General features: G+C 34.9%; 17 protein-coding genes. 8 read left to right on the top strand and 9 right to left on the bottom strand.

The annotated features are described in order from the left end of the window. Positions 1-67: 67 nt before the first annotated feature. The 9 genes from OM075_RS18225 to glsA form a co-directional block, all read right to left on the bottom strand. Positions 68-925, bottom strand: a complete 858-nt coding sequence (locus OM075_RS18225) for a serine hydrolase domain-containing protein (RefSeq protein WP_301191974.1) — start codon at positions 923-925, stop codon at positions 68-70. A 43-nt stretch (positions 926-968) separates the two neighbouring features. Further along, a complete protein-coding gene (locus OM075_RS18220; protein ID WP_301191973.1) occupies positions 969-2,456 on the bottom strand; it encodes a dihydrolipoyl dehydrogenase family protein in 1,488 nt (495 codons plus the stop codon). 167 nt (positions 2,457-2,623) lie between these two features. Further along, positions 2,624-3,226 carry a hypothetical protein gene (locus tag OM075_RS18215; protein ID WP_301191972.1) on the bottom strand — a complete coding sequence of 201 codons (603 nt, stop codon included), beginning with the start codon at positions 3,224-3,226 and terminating at the stop codon, positions 2,624-2,626. Positions 3,227-3,230: 4 nt separating this feature from the next. Then, on the bottom strand, positions 3,231-3,446 hold the full coding sequence (locus OM075_RS18210) for a hypothetical protein (protein WP_301191971.1): 216 nt from the start codon (positions 3,444-3,446) through the stop codon (positions 3,231-3,233). 216 nt (positions 3,447-3,662) lie between these two features. After that, positions 3,663-4,058, bottom strand: coding sequence for a bacteriohemerythrin (locus OM075_RS18205; RefSeq protein WP_301191970.1), 396 nt, complete (start codon positions 4,056-4,058; stop codon positions 3,663-3,665). Positions 4,059-4,182: 124 nt separating this feature from the next. Beyond that, a complete protein-coding gene (locus OM075_RS18200) occupies positions 4,183-6,609 on the bottom strand; it encodes a DUF5916 domain-containing protein (protein WP_301191969.1) in 2,427 nt (808 codons plus the stop codon). A gap of 170 nt (positions 6,610-6,779) precedes the next feature. Next, positions 6,780-9,434: a hypothetical protein gene (locus OM075_RS18195; protein WP_301191968.1), complete on the bottom strand. Its 2,655-nt coding sequence runs from the start codon at positions 9,432-9,434 to the stop codon at positions 6,780-6,782. A gap of 189 nt (positions 9,435-9,623) precedes the next feature. Then, positions 9,624-10,580 carry a glycine N(alpha)-acyltransferase GlsB gene (gene glsB / locus OM075_RS18190; protein WP_301191967.1) on the bottom strand — a complete coding sequence of 319 codons (957 nt, stop codon included), beginning with the start codon at positions 10,578-10,580 and terminating at the stop codon, positions 9,624-9,626. 32 nt (positions 10,581-10,612) lie between these two features. Further along, entirely contained in the window at positions 10,613-11,446 is an 834-nt protein-coding gene (glsA, locus tag OM075_RS18185) for a lyso-glycine lipid O-acyltransferase GlsA (protein WP_301191966.1), read from the bottom strand. A gap of 223 nt (positions 11,447-11,669) precedes the next feature. On the opposite strand from glsA, the gene OM075_RS18180 reads away from it, so the two are divergent. Genes OM075_RS18180 through OM075_RS18145 form a run of 8 tightly spaced genes read left to right on the top strand, consistent with a single transcriptional unit; the run spans position 11,670 to position 20,862 of the window. Next, on the top strand, positions 11,670-12,143 hold the full coding sequence (locus OM075_RS18180) for a division/cell wall cluster transcriptional repressor MraZ (protein ID WP_301191965.1): 474 nt from the start codon (positions 11,670-11,672) through the stop codon (positions 12,141-12,143). Further along, positions 12,143-13,048: a 16S rRNA (cytosine(1402)-N(4))-methyltransferase RsmH gene (gene rsmH / locus OM075_RS18175; RefSeq protein ID WP_301191964.1), complete on the top strand. Its 906-nt coding sequence runs from the start codon at positions 12,143-12,145 to the stop codon at positions 13,046-13,048. The genes OM075_RS18180 and rsmH overlap by 1 nt, the downstream gene beginning before the upstream one ends. 2 nt (positions 13,049-13,050) lie before the next feature. After that, the gene (locus OM075_RS18170; protein ID WP_301191963.1) at positions 13,051-13,428 is read left to right on the top strand and encodes an FtsL-like putative cell division protein; all 378 of its coding nucleotides are present in this window, start codon (positions 13,051-13,053) and stop codon (positions 13,426-13,428) included. 28 nt (positions 13,429-13,456) lie between these two features. Next, positions 13,457-15,568 carry a penicillin-binding protein gene (locus OM075_RS18165; protein ID WP_301191962.1) on the top strand — a complete coding sequence of 704 codons (2,112 nt, stop codon included), beginning with the start codon at positions 13,457-13,459 and terminating at the stop codon, positions 15,566-15,568. A 1-nt stretch (position 15,569) separates the two neighbouring features. Further along, positions 15,570-17,030, top strand: a complete 1,461-nt coding sequence (locus tag OM075_RS18160; protein WP_301191961.1) for a UDP-N-acetylmuramoyl-L-alanyl-D-glutamate--2,6-diaminopimelate ligase — start codon at positions 15,570-15,572, stop codon at positions 17,028-17,030. A gap of 51 nt (positions 17,031-17,081) precedes the next feature. Beyond that, positions 17,082-18,314, top strand: coding sequence for a phospho-N-acetylmuramoyl-pentapeptide-transferase (gene mraY / locus OM075_RS18155; protein WP_301191960.1), 1,233 nt, complete (start codon positions 17,082-17,084; stop codon positions 18,312-18,314). A 15-nt stretch (positions 18,315-18,329) separates the two neighbouring features. Further along, entirely contained in the window at positions 18,330-19,670 is a 1,341-nt protein-coding gene (gene murD / locus OM075_RS18150) for a UDP-N-acetylmuramoyl-L-alanine--D-glutamate ligase (protein WP_301191959.1), read from the top strand. A gap of 1 nt (position 19,671) precedes the next feature. After that, on the top strand, positions 19,672-20,862 hold the full coding sequence (locus OM075_RS18145; RefSeq protein ID WP_301191958.1) for an FtsW/RodA/SpoVE family cell cycle protein: 1,191 nt from the start codon (positions 19,672-19,674) through the stop codon (positions 20,860-20,862). The last annotated feature ends 6 nt before the right edge of the window (positions 20,863-20,868 follow it).

Raw genomic sequence — 20,868 nt, 5'->3', positions numbered from 1 at the left:
AGCCTATTCATTTTTTCCAAAGAAACCTGCTATTAAAGTTGAGCAAATTAAGTCTGATCAATTAGCCTTATTTTAGAATCGAACTGAGGTTATTAATTGCACCATTGTTTAAAATAATATTGCCAATTCGTGCAAAATCTCTGGCATTGCTGTTCAAGCAACAGTATGCTTTCTCATGTCCGTTTTTTCTGTCTAAACTCCATAATGCGGTGTTTGTAGCACCAAGTGGTTTCCAGATTTTTTCGTGTACATATTCAGAAAGAGACTTTCCTGTTGCATTTTCAATGATAATAGCTAAAAGTTGTGTGTTTCCACTTAGGTATTTAAATTCAACTCCAGGTGTTTCAATTAACTTCAGATTTAGGACTAAATCATTAATATTATCGCCATAATATGCTTGAGTAGTCATTGAAAAAGGATTGATATAGCTCTCGTTCCAATTTAAACCGGAACTCATAGTTAATAGATCCTTTATGTAAAGTTTATTGTGAGAATCATCGTTGAATTCAGGAATAAATTCAGAGACTGATTGATTAATATTATTAATGTAACCATCTTGAATTGCAGCTCCAATTAAAAGGGAAACAATACTCTTTGAAGCAGAAAAAGAATTGGATAAAGAATTTTTATCGTATCCATCCCAGTATTCTTCGTAAACTACAGAATCATTTTGAATAATTAAGTAAGCAACGGTTTTGTAGTGTTCCAGTGTATCTCTTTCTTGTTTTAAGAGTTCGGTATTCATATAGTCATGAGCCGTATTCCATGGGATAGAATTGTCACCGGGAATTTCTCTGTTATAAAATATTTTATAGTCTTCAATTCCCGGAAATAGATATATAAGAGCTTTTTTAATATAGTCAGGAGTAGACAGGTAAATAAATACAGCTACCATTAATATCATTAAAACTCTTATATTCTTCATGAGTATCATTTATTAAATAATCACATGCTGAAAACAAATGATTTTATTGTTTATCAGGTTGCCATTCTTTAAAGTTTATCAAATCAGGGAATGCTTCTGGTTTAAAAATAGATTTACCACTTAAGGTTCTCAGGCATTCTTGTATTCCTTCAGAAACGCTTGGGTGTGGATAAAATATTTTTAATACCTCCTGTAGGCTATTGCCTTGATTGATCAGGTGAGCAACAGAAACAATATAAGCAGATGCTTGTGGACCAGCAGCTCTCATTCCTAAAATTTTTGGCTGATCATCATCACTCACAATAATCTTTACAAATCCATTGGTATTTCTCATCGCAATGGCTCTGTTCACTAATTGATTGGAGTAATAAGCAACTTTATGAGGAATGTTTTTTGCTCTGAGTTGTTTCTCATTCATTCCAACAGAAGCCAGTTCTGGTTTAAAAAACATTAAAGTTGACATGTTAGAATAGTCAAGAAGATAAGTAGGAGTTGCAGCTATTTTTTCAGCAGTTAATCTTCCCTGGAACTCAGCAACACTATATAATTGTGTGTGCCCGGTAATGTCTCCTGCTGCATATATATGGCAATGGTTATCTCCATCTTTTAAAACACATTCGTCAGAAATACTTATGGTTCCTCTTTCTGTAGTTTCAATACCTATATTTTCTAAACCTAAATTGTCGGTATTTGGAACTCGACCAATGGCAACTAAAGCCACATCAACCTCAATAACTTTGCTATGTCCTGCATCATAATCGAGAATAACTTCAAGATGGTTAGGGTGTTTTTTTATGGTTCTTAAATGTGCAGTATGGTGAACCATCACTCCATTATCTTCCAGATTTTTAGCAACAAAGTCACTTACATCGTCATCTTCGTACGGAAGAACTCTATTGGCACGATCCAGAAGGTGAACTTCGGTTTGTTTAAAATTGCTGAATATTGTGGCAAATTCACAACCTATAATTCCGGATCCAATAATAAGCATTCGTTCAGGAAATTTTTCCAGGTTAAGAATGTCATCGGAATTGATAATTCTTTCATGATCAATTTCTAATCCTGGTGCTTGTCGAGGTTTGGCTCCTGTTGCAATAATGAAGTGTTTACCCTTGATTTGTTTTTTCTCGTTGTCGTTTTCAACAGAAACAGTATAGGGATCAAGAAATTTAGCCCATCCTCTTTCCAGAGTAAGAGAGCCTTTTTTTGATTTTTCAGATGAGAATGTTTCTATCTGGCTTAACATCTGATATTGTTTCTCTTTTGCTGCATGAACAACTGTTTTTATAACTTTTGAAAAATCAACACTCAGACTACCTGATCTGTATCCTCGGTCTGTTCTTGCTGCAACTGCATAATCCATGGATAATTCATACATGGTTTTAGAGGTCAATGCTCCATTCATTATTCCTGCACCACCCAGGTGTGCTCCTTCAACTATACAGATATTAAGTCCGTAATCTAAAGCTCTCATTGCAGATGAATAACCTGCAGGTCCGGAGCCTATTACGATTAAATCATATTCTTTCATGCGTTCATTTTTTGTTTTTAGGGTCGCAAGGAATTTACAAAACTCATATATTTTCGAATTTGAGCATCTGTTTTATACTCCTTTCGTGTGACTCAATTCTTAAATCTGTTAAGAATTGATTACATAAATTGGCAAAAAAAAACTGCCATACCAGGCAGTTTTAAATGTTATTCTTCTATTGATGCCTTTTCTTTTTTTATTCTTTCTTCAAATTCCTTGAGACCTTTTTCCGCTTTCTCTATCTTTTCCTTTTTTACTTTATATTCTTCGTCGGAAAGGTTCTTCTTTTCTTTAGCTAGCTTTTCCTTGGCTGTTTCGATTTTTTCTTTTGCCTCTTTTGTTTTTTGCTCTCCTTTAGTCAGTGTTTCGATGAGTTCTTTTTTCTTTTCTTCTTTATGCATTTTTGCTTGTTGAGCTCTTTCTTGTCCAAACTCTTTACCCTGAAGTGCTTTGTCTTTTCCGTAAGCATGTCCTTCTTTAGCTTGCTCTTTTGTTTTTTCAGCGAGCTCTTCAATTTTATCTTCTGCTTTTTTTGCTTTTTCCTTTACTTCCTGACTAACTTGCTCGGCAACTTCTTCTGTTTTTTCCTTTCCCTCTTTCCCTTTTTCTTTTCCTTTCTCAAAAGCTTCTTTGGTTTTTTCTTTACCTTTTTGAATAGATTTCTCTATTTTTTCTTTCATCTTACCTTCTCCTTGCTGGGCATAAGTGGTTGCTACGATAAATAATAATGGAAGAAGAAGCGTTGTAGTTTTTTCTAATATCCTGATCATAACCTTATTCTAAATCGTTTAATAAATTGTCTAATTTTTCGGCTGCTGCTTTAAGACTATCAACCTTTTCTTCAATAACTTCAGCTTCTTTTTCAATCTTTTCTATAGCCTGGTTCGAGATTTCTGAGGTTTCGGCAGTTTCTTTTTGTTGGTCTTTTTTGTTTCCGCAACTAAAGGAAAACATGCCTAAGAATAAAATAGGTAAGATTAGTTTTTTCATTTTGTAAGTGTGTTAAGTTGAAATATAATTAGTCTAAATTTATTAAAATTAAAGAAATAAGTGGTGTTTTAAAGGGGGAAATTGGGTTGAGTTAAAAAATCATGGGTTATTTATACATCATCAAATAGAAAAAGAGATCGTGTAAATGAATTCTTTTTCTATTTGATAAGATACATCTTTTAGTTTGTTTTATGAGAATAGTGTGCGATATATTGTTTAAACAACTACAGCACTCACATATTCTTTATCCTCTTTCTGAATGTGTGTGATTAACCAATCTTTCAGGAAGTTTGTGATCTCAAATGACAGAACCATTTTGCCACTATTAAAACGTTCCTCTAAGTCTGTAACTTTATCAATAAAAGCCTGGTGTTTGGCCTTGTGCTCAATTAAGCCATCGTAGTTTGAATTGTGTAGCATATTTTCCTCTGTGGAAAAATGAGTTTGGGTGTAAGATTTCATGTTTTGAATTAACTCAGAAATTAATTCTTTGTTGGATTTCTGTGTAATTTCTTCATAAAATTTATTAATCATCTCAGCTAAAGTTTTATGCTGTTGATCAATGATCTCAATGTGCAAGTCGTAAGACTCTTTCCAATCAATTAATGCCATAATGTTAGTATTTGTTTTGTTTGTTCTGGTATTGTCGTGAAAAAACAAAAAACATCAATAGGAAGTTCATTAAAAATGAATAATTTATATTATTTATAATAAGTCTAAAAATATACATGAGCTTTTATTTGTTAGTAAAAGCGTGTTTTATGGTATTAAAATCTAAGTAATATAGTATTTTTAGTGATAATGTGTTCGTAGAGGTGGCCTCGAATGTGTCTTTGATGTTGTTGTTTATTCCGTATATAGCATAATCCTGGTCGTTAAATATTTCATTTTTCCACGATAGTGAAAGTTCAGAGCCCGGAGCAAAATACCATCTTAAAATAGTGTCGATATTAAATATATTATAGTTTGTATCCTGATTTTCGTTATATGTGTTATCAGAAGATAGGTTGCCGTTGTTTTGTAAGGTGTAAAATGCATTGTATTTAACACCCGACCAGTAGTGTCTGCTTCTAAATGCCAAACTTAATTTATTGTTGAAAGTGTAGTCCATTTCAATCGTGTTTTCAACAACTTCCACATCTCTATTTCCAAATTGAATATTTGAGTCGTCATCAGATTTATTTACATAGCCTTTGTCGTTGTACTCATTATCGATTCTAAAATTATATTGCAAACGAATGTGTTGTCCAAGTCGTGCATTGGTAGTAAATCCTATCCACTCACCAGAATTATTGTTTAGAGGGTAATTAAAGCCTCCAAAGTAAATGTTATAGTTGATGTTTTTTCTGGTGTCGGAACTGTAATAATAATTATAATATAAGTGGTAAGGTTTCAAGTAGAATCTGTTGTCAACTCTGGTTTCATCGTAGTCGTTTTGCTTTGATTTAATACCTATGGTTGAGCTAAAACTACTGTTGTTTTTGAAACGAATGAAAGCCCATGTTTCAACTTCTGTACCTAGTTTATCAGATGGATCCACAATTCTTTCGTATTCTCCGTTAAAGCCAATATACATTTCTCGCATAATCCAAAATGGATCAATTAATGCATATTCAGTCCAGATATTCGATTTCAAAATGTTATTCTTTTGAAGATAACCCATGTCGTTGGGATTGAAATTTTTCGATCTGAATGATTGTTCTATGCCATAAGTCAAACTACCTTTATCCTTCTTTAGCTCCAATTGAGCATAACCTCCATTTTCTTTATTTTGGTAATTTGTTTTTCTATAGCTGATTCCACCTTTTCCACCAATAGAAAACTTTTTATTTTTATCGCGGATTAAAAACTCAGATGCTGTAACGTTTGCTCTGAAAGGATTATTTTCCATTGTGATATTGGTGTTAATAACACTAATATAAGAGTTGTTATTAAGTGTTTTATCAACAACGAACGTGTTGTAGTTTGTAAAAGGCTGAACTTCAATTTTTCTTTTTACTTTAGTGATGGTGTCTAATATTTCTGCTTTTGCCGGTAGCGACATGGCATTTAAAAAGCCAACTCCCAGTCCTTTATCATTTCTACCTGAAATTTTTGTGGCATTGGCTAAGCGGGTACTGCTTGGATTGTAGTCAATGATTTCATTTTCTTTTAGTTGATCTTCTGCTTCATCCGAAAATTTAGGAGTTCCTCCAATTCTACGCGAATAGAATATATCACCACGTTGAAATAGCTCTGTACCTTCATTAAAAAATTGCCTTTTTTCGTTGTAATAGAGTTCGTAGGGAGAAAGGTTTAGTTGTTTATCATCGGATTGAATTTGTCCAAAATCCGGAATGAGCATCATGTCCAGGGTGAAGCTTTCGTTTATACCGTATTTAACATCCATACCTCCTTTATATAATACATCTGTTGAGCCATTTTTAGATGTTTCGAAATAAGTGGCAGCGTATGGTGTGAAAGATAGTCTTACTGGCGGTTTTATATCTTTAATTCCGTTTAATGTTCCTTGTTGGTGGATAAAACCAGATACTTTTCTATCGATGAAATTCCATGAATTGTTAGAATTATATCTTCTGATATTTCGGAACATATTCATACCCCATGTGTGTATGTCTTTTTCCGGAAACCTTAAATTAGAATAGGGAATTCTCATTTCAATGACCCAGCCCCTGTCAGTAATTCTTGTTTTGCTTTGCCATACAGCATCCCAATTGCCATCTTCCTGATCATTACCCGATTTAATGGCTTTCATGTCTGTTTGCACTCCCGCTGGTGTAATAAAGAATCCATAAGCTAACTGACCTTCATTATAGGGATCGAAATAAACTCCAAAATAGTCAGACATTCCGATGTCGTCACGTTTTGATAAGTAATTGAATATGCTGTCTGTTGAATTGTCGTAAAGCATGGCACCCACATAAATGGCATTCTGATCGTAAAAGAAATAAACTTCTGACGGTTGAAACGATGGTTCTCCATTGTTTGGCTGAAGTTGAAAGAAATCTTTTGCAGGTGAGGCAACTTGATATTCTGGTTCATTCAAATAGCCATCGATAGCTAGTGGCTTTGATAATTTTATAGCATCTACTGATTTTTTGTTTTGGGCATAACCAAAAACAGGACCAAATAGAAACAGGAACGTAATTAGGTTGATTTTCATGTAAGGTTTAACTTTTGAGTTCAAAAAGTTTGGGTCTGAAAATTAGTGATTATTGCTGATATAAAACGGTATGATATGTTAAAAATAAATTTGGGGTTTATTATTCAAAAAATTATGGTCAGGTTTGGTAATGATCAATAGATCAATCTGGTTAGAATGAACGGATTGTATTAATCAATGATTTCCTCAATTTTCACTTCCTTTTTGGTGTGATCATCATCATAGTCAAAAACTAAAGATCCGTTTTTGTTAAGTGTAATTGAATTTAAATCATACCATATAATAGCTTTTCCAACTTCCACTCCATTTAAAAAGTTAAGTTTATATCCCTCTGCAGAGGTGTTGATAATTTGCATGTTAGCATTGTTCTGAATACTCATGGCATCAAGAGAAATTTTCTTTCCTTTATAGGTTTCAATCTTTACAATACCTCCTTTATTAACAACAAACTGCATTCGTAAAAGACTTTCATACATATTAGGATTGTTTTTCGGAAAGCTTGGGTTGTTTTTACTAATAAGGTTCCGCACATTTAATCCACTAAAACTAGCTCCGTTTTGTGAGAGTATTTTTATGGCAGCAAACAATGATGCCATGTGTTTATTGTAGGCTTGTGCTTTGTAATCCTTAATATATGATTCAAGTTGTACTTCTGGATTGTAGGTGCTGGAGCTTAGTGTGATTGGAACATCTTTAGTTAAGCCTTCAATTTCGCCTACAATTCCTCTTACTACCACATCATTTTGTGAGTCTACAGTAATTTTTGAATCAAAACGTACTTTATCTGTAGGGAATGAAACCAAATCAACCTTTGTTCCATCAGGTTTGTATTTCCCGTAAAAGGCAAGTTTTTGTCCTTCTGGAGCTTCAAAATCAATGTTTTCATGTAGTATGGTTTGTGCACTGTTTGAAATTCCTAAAATCAAATGAGCCGAATGGTTGCTTTTTCCAACTGTTCTATTGTTAATATCAATTGTTCCTGTGTAATTAATTAAAGCGTATGTATTGCCTTTTTTACCAACGTTAAAAGCCTGGGTAAATCCATAATCGGAACAGTTTACAGGTAAAAACCATTCTATATCTCCTGTGTTTTTAAATGAAGCAAACCACAAATCACGCGTATTATTAGACGCTGTAAAATTCTTATCTCCAATTTGCACCGAATTGTTATACCAGCCTGAAACGATGTATTTCCCATTTTCTGAAATCATTCTGTCGCTGATATAGATATTTCCTACGTTATTCTTTTCCAGACTCTGCGCAATCATTTGCCACATGTTATTCGACTCATTGTTGTTATTGATCTTTATGGCAATAGGAGTGTAATCTTTATATTCAGGCATTACAGAACCAATAGGGGCGTTAATGTAGGTTGGATCGCAGATAGTATAGTTTTTATCTCCAACTAAAAAATTGTATCCTTCTACTGGTTCAGAGAATGATACTGCGGCAGCCATATGACTAAAATAAGTTAATGCAACAACATCCAGTCCAAGCAGGTCATTTACTAACCTTGTAAACAAAACGGTTCTGTCTTCACAATCTGAATATGGATAATAAAATATTTCATCAGGAAAAAACATCTTCTCTTTTCCAAACTGATCTCTGTCGGTTTTGTATTCGAACGAGTGGTGCAGGTAGTTCAATAAATAGGTTACAGCTTCTGTTTCACTCATTCCATTTATTCTGGGTTTAATATAATCGTAAAGTGCATCTTTAACTTTACCTGATATGGCAGCATTTAAATATACCGTATTGCTTGTTTGCGGATAGCTAGCCAGAAATGCCATTGTAGTTTTGTCTAATTCAAGTACTAACGGAGACTTTTCGTTAGGTAGTGTAGTTTTTTTGGTAACAATGTTGTTCGGGTTGTTAAAATTTAAGGCATAAGGAAGGTAAAGATCTATGGTTTTAGTAGCTCCTCCAAAATTATCTTCATAAGTATATAAACTTTTATTCCCTAGTTTGTTGTCAATTAAGTAATAGTTATATCCACTAATGTGGTAATATGGTTTTTCGTATACTTCCTGCATAAAAGGAAGCATAAGACAAACTGTGTTTCCGTTGTATCCGATTTTGGCCTGATAACCAGCCTGATTTAATATAGCCCATTTCCACATTTCCTGATTATTGGATGATGTGAAAAGTTTTTTAGCCGATTTGTCTATAAGTTGATATATTCCCCAGTCATTAAGGTTTGTTTCAGATGCGTAACTAACCAGTGATTCAAGGTAAGATTGATAATAGGTATTTGTGAAATTTGTCCAATAGTTGGCAAAACTTTCTGGTTTAACAGATGCTAACTGAAGTGATTCGGTGCGTGAATCAAATTTAAGAGCAGCATTGCTTCCAAAAAAGTCGATATTTAATTCCTGAATATAGTTTTCAGCATCTTCAGGTAGTTGTATAATCGGCGCAATAGAATATGCCGGAGCTTCAGCTAAAGCTATTTTAGGAACAATAGGTTCCGGTATTGGAGCTGGTTTTTTATTTGGTGAAGCTGTTGTTATAGGTTGAAAAACGGGTTGATCAATTGGTTTGGGTACTTCCACAGGTTTTACCTGACTTTCGCTTTGATCAACTTCTTCAAAGTTACCTTTCAGATAATTTTTAAATGCCTCATTCATACTTTTTAGATGTTCGTCGTATTCTTGTTGCATTTTTTCTAATCTGCCCTGATAGTCGGCATTCATTTTATTCAATCGGGCCTCATATTTTCTATTGAGTTTTTCAAAAGGATCTTTGGTTTTATTTTGAGAAATTGCATTTTGATTAAAGATAAAAGTAAATGCAGCGAAAATGAAGATTAGGTATTTTGTTGTCATAACTTAATTTTTAATTGAGGCCTAAAGGTCATTAATTCTAAAAGTTGATAAAGCGACTTATGCATCATAAAGATATTTCGGAATTTTCATTATGCAAAAGGTTTGTCAGGAATAAATAAAAAAAAACGCGACCAAACATTTTTGATCGCGTTTCTTTATATAATTGGTTTTACTTGAAAAACAATGTTGTTAATCGTGAGGCTCGTTAGGATTATAAGTTTCAACGTGTCGTTCTGTTTTTGCTTTGTTGAACTCGTTGATGGTAATAATAATACCAGTTTCTTCAACATCACCAAATCGGTCATTCACAGCTGTTCCAAATGATCTCATTGAAGGAGAAAGATTCATGTATGCATTAACCAATGGTGGAATAGATTCTCCTAGTTCTCTCACCAAACGATTTAATATTTTATAATCCTCAACAAATGTAGGACCTTTGAATATTTCATTTACTCTTTCCTGAGTCAGACTTATCTTCACCTTAAATTCGTCAAGAGGGTAAAGCAGTTTATCAGGGTCTCCAAAGTACTTGTTCATAAAGCTAAGGATAAGATCTCTTGCTTCCTGATTGAAATGCGTATACATGGTAACTTTACCAAAGAAATACTTCATTTCAGGATGATTCACGATCAACGATCCTAATCCATCCCAAAGATTATCCAGGGCAAATAAACTTTTTGCTCCTTGTTTGCTACTCTGATATTGTGGTTGAACAAATGATCTGCCCAATTCTATCGTATGAGGAAGATATTCATCCAAAAACTTCTTTGAGAAATGAAAAAGTCTGGAAGTGGCTAATTTTACATTACCATCTTTATCTCTTGGGATTGTATTTCCCATGATATAACGGTATCCTCCCAATATTTCTTTTTCAACAGGATCCCAAACAATTAATTGTCTGTATGGTACTTCTGCTAAATCGTAATCATCAATATCTGCTTCTTTTCCGGTTCCACCTCCTGCTTGACGAAATGATTCTTCTCTCAAGCGTCCTACTTCATTCATTAAGTTTGGAGCTTCGTTTCCTTTAAAGTCGTAAATTTTGTTGCCCCCTTTATTCGTGTTGCGAACAAATCTTTCTTTTGTTAACTCTGCTTCCAGTTTAGACTTTTCAACCGGTGCAATAATAGGTTTTATAGAATCCATGTAAATAACTATAGATAAATTGCGCTACAAAATTAAATTAATTTTGGTAAGCTGTAGACTGTTTCTTTTATTTTTTCGGCCCATTCTTTTGCTGAGCCATTTTTTTGAACGGTTTCCCAAGGTATTGGATCTCCGAATGTGAGCTTTACATTCCTGTTTTTAAACTTAAACATTTCATCAACAAGATAAAGCATTTCTAGGTTGGCTTTAATACCAAACAGTTTTCTGAACCTGGAAAGGTTATAGAAAAATTTAGAATTATTGCCACTGATATAAACCGGAACAATATCGCGTTTATGCTTAATTGCTTTTTTTATAAATGCAGGTTTCCAATCCAAATCTTTAATAACGTTTCCTTGTTTTCTGGAAACTAACCCAGCTGGAAAAAACAGCATTTGTGACTCGGACTGAAATGCATTTTCAATTTGAATGGCTGCATTTTTAGCTTGTCCACCATGTTTATTGATAGGAACAAAAATATCGTTAAAACGACCAATTTGCAATAAAATATCATTCACAGGAAATTTTATGTCAGGAAAAACTTTTCCAACTTCAGTCATAAAAATAATTCCATCCAACCCTCCAAGTGGGTGATTGGCAACAAAAAGGTAGCGTCCGTCTTTTGGTATTTTATCCAGCCCCTCAGTTGAACTTGTTACCCCAAAAAGTTTTTTGCATTCTTCCCCGAAATCAACGTTGTAACTATCCGGATGTTTATTCAATATATGATTTAAACTATCCTGATGAATTACTTTTTTAAGGTAGGAAAAAATGAACTTTGGTAATATTTTGTAAAGCCCGGCATTCTTTTCCTTAAAAACTTTTTCAACATCAATTGTAATAGTCTTTTTGTTTTGTTCCTCCATGCGTGTTTTTAATGAATTGTCAAGTTTAGAAAAAAAATACTAAACAGCCTGATTAAATTGACAATAATTTTTGATTTTACTTTTGTACTGCCATCAAAGTATAGCGCCTGATTTTGGAATAAAAACAGAAAAAACTTATTAACAATGTGTAAGAAAGTGGAGTGAAGTGGTTGATTGTGGTTTAAAAAAGTTTTATTTTTACCGAAAATAATCCGCAATCGTAATGGCCACATTTATAGGTGATTTTGTTTGTAAAGCAGATGCTAAAGGACGGATTGTATTGCCTTCTCTTTTTAAAAAGGTGATGAACGCCATGGAAGAGAACCGTTTTGTGGTGAGGAAGGATTTGTTTGATGATTGTTTGATCTTATCTCCATATCCTGATTGGGAAGAGGAAATGAATAAAATAAGGGCCCGGATAAATATGTATAACCGGGCAGAAAATAAATTTTACAGACAATATTTTCGAGGTGCGGCTGAGGTAACTTTTGATGGAAATGGCAGAATGTTGTTGCCTAAAAGGTTGTTAGAGAAGATTAGTTTGCCAAAAGAACTTGTTTTGGTTGGCGTTGATAATAAAATTGAATTGTGGAGTAAGGCTGTTTATGAGGGTGAAGAAATGACAGAAGGAGAATTGGCATTGATGGCTGAAAAGATTTTGGGGAATACTGACTTTAAAGAAAGGGAGGTTGAATAATGGGAGAAGTATATCATGTACCAGTTTTACTGAAAGAATGTATAGATGGTTTAAACCTGAAAGAAAATGGCATTTATGTAGATGTTACTTTTGGAGGTGGAGGCCATACTAAAGAAATATTAAAACACCTTAAGGGTGGCAAAATGATCGTTTTTGATCAGGACGAGGATGCTTATGAAAATCGACCTGATGATGAACGACTTATTTTTGTTCGTCATAACTTTCGTTACTTAAAGCATTTTCTGCGCTATCTGAATATTGATCATGTTGATGGAATATTAGCTGACTTGGGCGTTTCTTCTCATCATTTTGATACTCCGGAACGAGGATTCTCATTTCGTTTTGAAGGAGAGTTGGATATGCGCATGAATAAGCAGTCTGCATTACGTGCAGATGATATCTTGAATGAATATGAAGAAAATGATCTGTTCAGGATATTTAAGAACTATGGAGAAATAAAAAATGCCGGCAAATTAGTGCGAGGAATTTTGTCTTATCGTCAGTCATCTTCATTTAAAATGATTTCTGATTTATTGGAATTAGTTGAGCCTTGTGTTCCATCTCGTGAAAAAAATAAATTTTTGGCTAAGGTATTTCAAGCACTTAGAATTGAAGTGAACCGTGAAATGGAGGCCCTAAAGGAAATGCTAATGCAGACAAAAGATGTATTGGCTCCGGAAGGTCGATTGGTTGTCATTTCGTATCATTCTTTGGAAGACCGTTTGGTAAAGAATTTTATGAAAACTGGCGATTGTGATCAAACGCAGGTAGAGCAGGATTTTTACGGAAAAACGATTGTTCCGTTCAAGTCTGTAACACGTAAGCCAATTCTTCCAACGGCAAAGGAGTTGGAAGAAAATACCCGATCAAGAAGTGCTAAGCTACGAATTGCAGAAAAAGAATAGTTATGGCCGGAAAAAAGAAAGAAAAAGAATTTGTAGGTTCTGGCGATGAATCTTTTCGAAAGATTTCCGCACGAGACTTTCTCTCCGGAAGGATATTTACCAGAGAGGTTGTAGTAAAACAGTTGCCTTTTTTTCTCTTCTTAATTGTACTGGCATTTATTTATATATCAAATCATTTTAAGGTTGAAAAGTTACTGAAAGAAGCTGCTGTTTTAAATAAAGAAATACAGGAACTGAGAATTGAAGCAATTACTACTTCATCGGATCTGATGTATATAAGCAAGCAGTCGGTGATTTTACAAAAAGTAAATGATGCGGGAGTGAGTCTTGAGGAATTAACAGAACCTCCCCGAAGAATAATAGTTAGAAAAGAAAAATAAGCAATATAAAAGGAAGTATTAAAGAAGAATGACAATAAAGAGAGACATAACATGGAGGGTTGGTGTTATTTATCTGGCACTGGTAGTGCTGGCTATTGTTGTTTTTGGAAAGGTGGTATACCTGCAGGTTGTAGAAGGCGAAAAATGGCGTTCTATGGAGCAGGTAATGACTAGTAAAGAGCGCGAAATAGAGGCGAATAGAGGAAATATACTTGCTTGTGATGGAAGGAAATTAGCTTGTTCGGTGCCGAGTTATCGTTTGTATATGGATATGATGGCACATGGACTTACTGATGAAATATTTAATGAAAATATTGATAGCCTAAGTTTGTGTCTGTCATCTTTTTTTAAAGATAAATCAACAAGTGCTTATAAGCGCGATTTGGTTAGTGCCAGACAGAAGCATAAAAGATATTATAGGATTAACAGAAGAAGAATTTCTTTTACAGAACTTAAAAAGGTGAAGGAGTTTCCAATTTTTAGATTAGGAAAAAATACAGGTGGATTCCTGCCTGAAATGTTAGATCAGCGCAAACTTCCATTTGGTATACTGGCATCTCGTACCATTGGGAAATTATACGAGGAGAAAGAAAAAGGTGGTATGGTTGGCTTGGAAAGAGCCTATGACGATGTTCTTAAAGGAAAGAATGGCGTAAGTACTTTTACCCGGATTTCGGGTCACTGGGTGCCGGAGGAAGTAATGCCGCCTCAAAATGGAAATGATATACTTACTTCTATTGATATCGAAATTCAGGATGTTGCAGAGAATTCTTTAAAGCAACAATTGGTAAAGCATAATGCCGATCATGGTTCTGCTATTTTAATGGAAGTTCAAACCGGAGAAATTAAGGCTATTGTAAACTTGTATAGACAAAGTCCCGGGAATTATGTCGAGGACTATTTTAACTATGCCATTGGTGAAGCTACTGAGCCGGGATCAACATTTAAGTTGGTTAGTATGATGGTGGCTTTGGAAGATGGATTGCTGAATCTGGATGATTCAATAGATACAGGAAAAGGCTATTGTAAGTTTTATGATAGAGTGATGAGGGATAGTCATCATGGAGGATTTGGAAAAATTACCTATCGTCAGGTTTTTGAGAAATCGTCCAATGTGGGTGTTTCAAAAATGATTGTAGATCGCTATAAATCTAATCCAAAGAAATACATTGACAGAATTTATTCCATGGGATTAAATCAGAAAAACGGATTAGAGATTAAAGGGGAAGGAGAACCATTTATTAAATATCCGGGATCTGATACCTGGTCAGGAGTTTCTTTGCCTTGGATTTCTATTGGCTATGAATCACAGTTAACTCCTTTGCAGATTCTTACATTTTATAATGCAGTGGCTAATAATGGTAAAATGGTTAAACCTCATTTTGTTAAAGGAGTTTACAGGCATGGAGAGCTTACTGAGTCATTTGAGCCAACAGTTATAAATCCTTCTATTTGCTCATTGTCGACTATTGAAAAAGTCCATGAGTTATTAGTTGGAGTGGTAGAACATGGAACGGCACAGAATCTTAAAAACGACAATTATAAAATTGCGGGTAAAACAGGTACTGCTCAAATAGCAAAAGGTTCCAGTGGTTATAAAGGTGGAAGTGGTGTTGAGTATCAGGCTTCTTTTGCGGGTTATTTTCCTGCCGACAGACCTAAATATTCATGCATTGTTGTGGTAAACGGACCATCAAATAATGTGTATTATGGAAATGTAGTAGCAGGTACTGTTTTTAAAGATATTGCAGATCGGGTATATGCAACGAGCCTTGAAATGATGGATGAACGAGTTGAAAAAGTCCCTGATTCAGGTGTTTTACCCTATTCAAAAGGAGGAACAAAGGAGGATTTACAAACTGTATTTGATCGTTTAAATGTAACTGTAGAAGGTGAAGATGTGAATTCAGATTGGATTTCAACTACAGCTCAGGAATATAAAGTAGAGTTTGCAAGAAAAACCTTTTCGAAAGGTTTAGTGCCAAATGTAAAAGGAATGGGAGCAAAAGATGCAGTTTCATTGCTCGAAAATATGGGTTTAAAAGTGATTGTTTCAGGAAGAGGTAGAGTGGTTGAGCAGTCTGTAACTGCAGGCAGCAGGTTGAAATCAGGAACAAGAATATTTATAAAGTTAGGTTAGCATGGTAAATATAGGTCATATACAAGAGTGGACAAAAGTTAAAGAGCTTAAGGGTAATTCCGAGGTTGCTTTTAACGAGATTGTTTTTGATTCCAGGCAAGCAGTTGAAGGAACTTTGTTTGTGGCAGTCAAAGGTGTTCATGTTGATGGACATAACTATATATCAAAAGCAATTGTTAGCGGATGTAATGCAATTGTTTGTGAGCATTTACCAGAGGAAGAATATGAAAATATTCCATTTATAGTAGTTGAGGATTCAGCTAAAGCCTTAGGCGAAATTGCTTCAGGGTTTTATGGAAATCCATCTGAAGAGTTGGAATTAGTCGGAGTGACAGGAACGAATGGAAAAACCACCATTGCAACCTTGTTGTATGAGCTTTTTAGAGGAATGGGATTTGAATCTGGTTTGTTTAGTACTGTTGCAAATTTTATTGGTGCTGAAAAATTGCCATCCACTCATACAACTCCGGATCCGGTTGCTTTAAATAAAATCATGCGTCAGATGGTTGATGCTGGTTGTCGTTATTGTTTTATGGAGGTGAGTTCGCATGCTATAGATCAGCAGCGTATTGCTGGTTTAAAGTATAAAGGTGGAATTTTTACCAATCTGACTCATGATCATTTAGATTATCATAAAACTTTTGATGCCTATATAAAAGCTAAGAAAAAGTTCTTTGATCACTTATCAAAAAATGCCTTTGCATTAGTAAATACTGATGATAAAAATGGATTGGTGATGGTGCAGAACTGTAAGGCCGATATCAAAACATATTCAGTAAGAAGTATGGCTGATTTTAAAGCTAAAATTATTGAAAGTATGTTTGAAGGAATGCAATTGATGATTAATAACAGTGAGGTATGGACTCCTTTCATTGGTCGGTTCAATGCTCAGAATCTTTTAGCTGTTTATGGAGCTGCTATTTCGTTGGGGCAACCACATGATGAAGTACTGCTTTCTCTAAGTCGATTGCATTCTGTAGATGGGAGATTTCAGACAATACGTTCAGCTAATGGAATTACTGCAGTTGTTGATTATGCGCATACGCCAGATGCATTAAAGAATGTAATAGAAACGATTAATCAGATCCGCCAATTTGGACAAGAGTTGATAACTGTAGTTGGAGCTGGTGGAGACAGAGATAAAACAAAAAGGCCAGAAATGGCTAAAGTTTCAGTATTAGGAAGTACTCGTGTTATTTTAACATCAGACAATCCTCGCTCTGAAAATCCTCAAGCAATTATTGATGATATGATGGAGGGTGTTGAGTTTAAGAACAGGATAAAAGTGGTTTCGATAGCGGATAGAAAAGAAGCTATAAAAACTGCGGTTATGCTTTGTAAAAGGGGTGATATTATCCTGGTAGCAGGAAAAGGACATGAAGACTATCAGGAAATAAATGGTGTAAAACATCACTTTGATGACAGAGAGGTTATTAAAGAGATTTTTGAAATGCTACAATAAAATAAGTTTTAAGGTTAAATAATTATCTAATATTTTAATATCTGTATATAAATGTTGTACTATCTTTTTGAATATCTTGAGAAGTTTGATTTTCCGGGAGCAGGGATGTTTCAATATATTTCTTTTCGTTCGGGAATGGCCGTGATCTTTTCCTTATTGATAGGGACGATTTTTGGAAAGCAAGTGATAAAGAAGCTTCAAAAGAAGCAAATCGGAGAGGTTGTTCGTGATTTGGATTTGGAAGGACAGTATCAGAAAAAAGGAACTCCTACCATGGGAGGTCTTATTATTATTGCATCTATTCTTATTCCAACATTATTGTTCGGAAAGCTAGATAATGTATATGTTATTTTAATGATTGTGTCCACATTATGGTTGGGAACAATTGGCTTCTTAGATGATTACATCAAGGTTTTTAAGAAAAACAAAGAGGGATTGGCAGGACGATTTAAGATTGTTGGGCAAATTGGTTTAGGACTAATTGTTGGATTAACCCTTTATTTTAATGATTCGGTAGTGGTTAGAGAAAAAGTTCCAAATGAAACTGTAGTTGTTCAGATGGAAGATGGAAGTACTGAAGTAAGACCTGTAACGATTGACGTGAAAAGTACCAAAACTACTATCCCGTTTATGAAAAACAACCGTTTTGATTATGCATGGTTTGTAAGTTTTATGGGTGAGAGTGCAGCGTCCTGGGGATGGGTTGTATTTATTTTGGCCGTTATATTTATAATCACTGCAGTATCAAATGGAGCTAATATGACAGATGGATTGGATGGTCTTGCAACAGGAACGTCTGCCATAATAGGTACAACACTTGGAATTCTTGCATATGTTTCCAGTAACACGGTTTGGGCAGATTATTTAAATATAATGTATATCCCTCAATCAGAGGAATTGGTAATTTTTATGGCCGCTTTTATTGGAGCAACCATTGGATTTTTATGGTATAACTCTTTTCCAGCTCAGGTGTTTATGGGCGATACAGGAAGTTTAACCCTTGGAGGAATTATTGCGGTTTTTGCAATTATCATCAAAACAGAATTGTTGATTCCTATTTTGTGTGGCATCTTCCTGGTAGAAAATATCTCAGTAATGATGCAGGTTTCCTGGTTTAAGTATACCAAAAAGAAATATGGAGAAGGAAGACGTATCTTCAAGATGGCTCCATTGCATCATCATTATCAAAAGAAGGGATATACAGAGTCAAAAATTGTAACAAGATTCTGGATTGTTGGAATATTGTTGGCTGTTTTAGCGATAGTAACATTGAAAATCAGATAATATCACAATTGATAAATGAATAAAAGAGTTGTCATATTAGGAGCAGGAGAAAGTGGTGTTGGCGCAGCTTTGCTTTCAAAAAAACTTGGCTTTGATACGTTTGTATCCGATCTATCTGAAATCAAAGATAATTTCAGGAGAGAGTTGGATGATGCGGGTATATCTTACGAAGAAAAGAAACATAGTGAAGAGCTTATCTTTAATGCAGATATCGTTGTTAAGAGTCCTGGAATTCCTGATAAAGTGGCAATGTTAGTGGCGTTAAGAGAGAAGGGGATTGAGATTGTTTCTGAAATTGAGTTTGCTGCTCGATATAGTAAAGCTAAATATGTTTGTATTACAGGAAGTAATGGAAAAACAACCACCACATTGTTAACCTATCATATATTAAAAAATGCAGGTATAAATGTTGGTTTAGCCGGAAATATTGGTCAGAGTTTGGCCCGTCAGGTGGCAGAGGCAGACGATAAAGAATGGTATGTTCTGGAATTGAGCAGTTTTCAGTTGGATGGGATGTATCAATTTAGAGCAGATATCGCCATTTTAATGAATATCACACCTGATCATTTAGACAGGTACGAATATAAGATGGAGAATTATATCCAAAGTAAATTCAGAGTTATTCAAAACCAAACGGAAGAGGATGCTTTTATTTACTGTCTGGATGATGAAAATATTACAAAGGAACTGGAAAGAAGAGAAATAAAGGCTCGTCAGTATCCTTTTTCAAATGTAACTGAAGTTAGAGCGGGAGCCTTTTGTCATAATGATGAAATCCAAATTAAAGTAAAGGAGGATGTTATGAGTGTATTTACAGAGCAATTAGCAATACAAGGTCAGCATAATCGATACAATACGATGGCTGCAGGAATTGTTGCACGTCTGTTTCAAATCAGAAAGCCTGCGATAAGAGAGAGTCTTATTAGTTTTAAAGGTGTGGAGCATCGTTTAGAAAGGGTTCTTTCTGTAAGAGGAATGGAATTTATCAATGACTCAAAGGCTACTAATGTTAATTCAACCTGGTATGCACTGGAAAGCATGAAAACGGATGTTATTTGGATTGCCGGAGGTGTTGATAAAGGAAATGATTATAGTGAGTTGATGCAACTTGCCGGACAAAAAGTGAAAGCTTTAATTTGTTTGGGTGTTGATAATAAGAAGTTGCTTGATAATTTTCAGGGTGTTATTCCTACTATAGTGGAGTGTGGTTCTATGCATGAAGCTGTTAAATCAGCCTACTACTTAGGCGAAAAAGGAGATACAATTTTATTGTCACCGGCTTGTGCAAGCTTTGATTTATTCGATAGCTACGAACATCGGGGTCGCGAATTTAAGGAGTGCGTAAGGAATTTATAATATGGGATTAAAGAGTACGCTTCAAAAATATTTTAAAGGAGATCCTATCCTATGGGCAGTGATTGCAGTATTGGCTGCAATCTCCTTGTTGGCTGTTTATAGCTCAACAGGTTCTTTGGCGTATAAATACCAGGGAGGTAATACCTATTATTATATGTTTAAGCACTTTGTGTTTTTAATGGTTGGTATTGCTTTAATTTGGGGAATTCATCAGATGGATTATAAGGTGTTTGCAAAGTATGCTACCTTGCTGTTGTGGGTTTCAATTGTGCTGTTATTTGTTACCTTGGTTACAGGGATGAGTCTGAACCAGGCTTCTCGTTGGTTAACAGTCCCCGGTATTGGATTGTCTTTTCAGCCCTCAGAGTTAGCAAAATTGGCCTTAATCATCTATATAGCCCGAACTCTAGCGCGGCATCAGGATGCTGATTATGGAGCCAGAGATGCTTTTCGACCTATAATTGTATATGTAGGTTTAGTATGTGGTTTGATATTTACAGAAGATTTTTCAACCGCCTTCCTAATTGGTTTTATAGCCTTTTTAATGATGTTTGTTGGTCGTGTTCCGATGAGGTTTTTAGGAGGTACAGTTGCTGTTGTAGTTATGGTTGTTACCATAATGATATTAGCTTCTCCTTATTTACCTTTTTTGCATCGTGCAGAAACCTGGAAAACAAGGATTGAGAATTTCATGGGAGGAGAGGGTGTTGATGATGATTCCGACGGAAATTATCAGGCTCGCATGTCGCAAATGGCTGTGGCAACCGGTGGTATTTTAGGAAAAGGACCAGGAAATAGTAAACAGAGAAATTTTTTGCCTCACCCATATAGTGATTTTATCTTTGCCATAATAGTTGAAGAATGGGGTGTAATTGGTGCACTTTTAATTGTGATGTGTTATGTGGTTTTTCTCTTCAGGGCTGGTGTAATAGTCAGAGGAAGTACAAGAACATTTCCGGCATTTTTAGCTATAGGTTTATCATACTTGCTGGTATTTCAAGGTTTCTTTAATATGGGAGTTGCAGTTGGTATATTCCCGGTTACAGGACAGCCATTACCTTTGGTAAGTATGGGAGGAACATCAATATTATTTACCTGTGTTGCAATGGGTGCGATATTGTGTGTGAGCCGTAATAATATGGAAGAGGCACAACGATTAAAAGAGGAAGCTCACAAGGAAGCATATTCCTAAGCTTGT

It is taken from the genome of Plebeiibacterium sediminum (assembly GCF_026013605.1).
Classification (GTDB): domain Bacteria; phylum Bacteroidota; class Bacteroidia; order Bacteroidales; family Marinilabiliaceae; genus Saccharicrinis; species Saccharicrinis sediminus.
Note: the sequence above shows the minus strand (reverse complement) of the source record. Positions and strands in the feature narration are given on the sequence as shown.

Bases quoted from the DNA above. Each gene is read 5' to 3' on its own strand.
- OM075_RS18225 (WP_301191974.1), bottom strand. From the start codon at position 925: ATGAAGAATATAAGAGTTTTAATGATATTAATGGTAGCTGTATTTATT.
- OM075_RS18220 (WP_301191973.1), bottom strand. From the start codon at position 2,456: ATGAAAGAATATGATTTAATCGTAATAGGCTCCGGACCTGCAGGTTAT.
- OM075_RS18215 (WP_301191972.1), bottom strand. From the start codon at position 3,226: ATGATCAGGATATTAGAAAAAACTACAACGCTTCTTCTTCCATTATTA.
- OM075_RS18210 (WP_301191971.1), bottom strand. From the start codon at position 3,446: ATGAAAAAACTAATCTTACCTATTTTATTCTTAGGCATGTTTTCCTTT.
- OM075_RS18205 (WP_301191970.1), bottom strand. From the start codon at position 4,058: ATGGCATTAATTGATTGGAAAGAGTCTTACGACTTGCACATTGAGATC.
- OM075_RS18200 (WP_301191969.1), bottom strand. From the start codon at position 6,609: ATGAAAATCAACCTAATTACGTTCCTGTTTCTATTTGGTCCTGTTTTT.
- OM075_RS18195 (WP_301191968.1), bottom strand. From the start codon at position 9,434: ATGACAACAAAATACCTAATCTTCATTTTCGCTGCATTTACTTTTATC.
- glsB (WP_301191967.1), bottom strand. From the start codon at position 10,580: ATGGATTCTATAAAACCTATTATTGCACCGGTTGAAAAGTCTAAACTG.
- glsA (WP_301191966.1), bottom strand. From the start codon at position 11,446: ATGGAGGAACAAAACAAAAAGACTATTACAATTGATGTTGAAAAAGTT.
- OM075_RS18180 (WP_301191965.1), top strand. From the start codon at position 11,670: ATGGCCACATTTATAGGTGATTTTGTTTGTAAAGCAGATGCTAAAGGA.
- rsmH (WP_301191964.1), top strand. From the start codon at position 12,143: ATGGGAGAAGTATATCATGTACCAGTTTTACTGAAAGAATGTATAGAT.
- OM075_RS18170 (WP_301191963.1), top strand. From the start codon at position 13,051: ATGGCCGGAAAAAAGAAAGAAAAAGAATTTGTAGGTTCTGGCGATGAA.
- OM075_RS18165 (WP_301191962.1), top strand. From the start codon at position 13,457: ATGACAATAAAGAGAGACATAACATGGAGGGTTGGTGTTATTTATCTG.
- OM075_RS18160 (WP_301191961.1), top strand. From the start codon at position 15,570: ATGGTAAATATAGGTCATATACAAGAGTGGACAAAAGTTAAAGAGCTT.
- mraY (WP_301191960.1), top strand. From the start codon at position 17,082: ATGTTGTACTATCTTTTTGAATATCTTGAGAAGTTTGATTTTCCGGGA.
- murD (WP_301191959.1), top strand. From the start codon at position 18,330: ATGAATAAAAGAGTTGTCATATTAGGAGCAGGAGAAAGTGGTGTTGGC.
- OM075_RS18145 (WP_301191958.1), top strand. From the start codon at position 19,672: ATGGGATTAAAGAGTACGCTTCAAAAATATTTTAAAGGAGATCCTATC.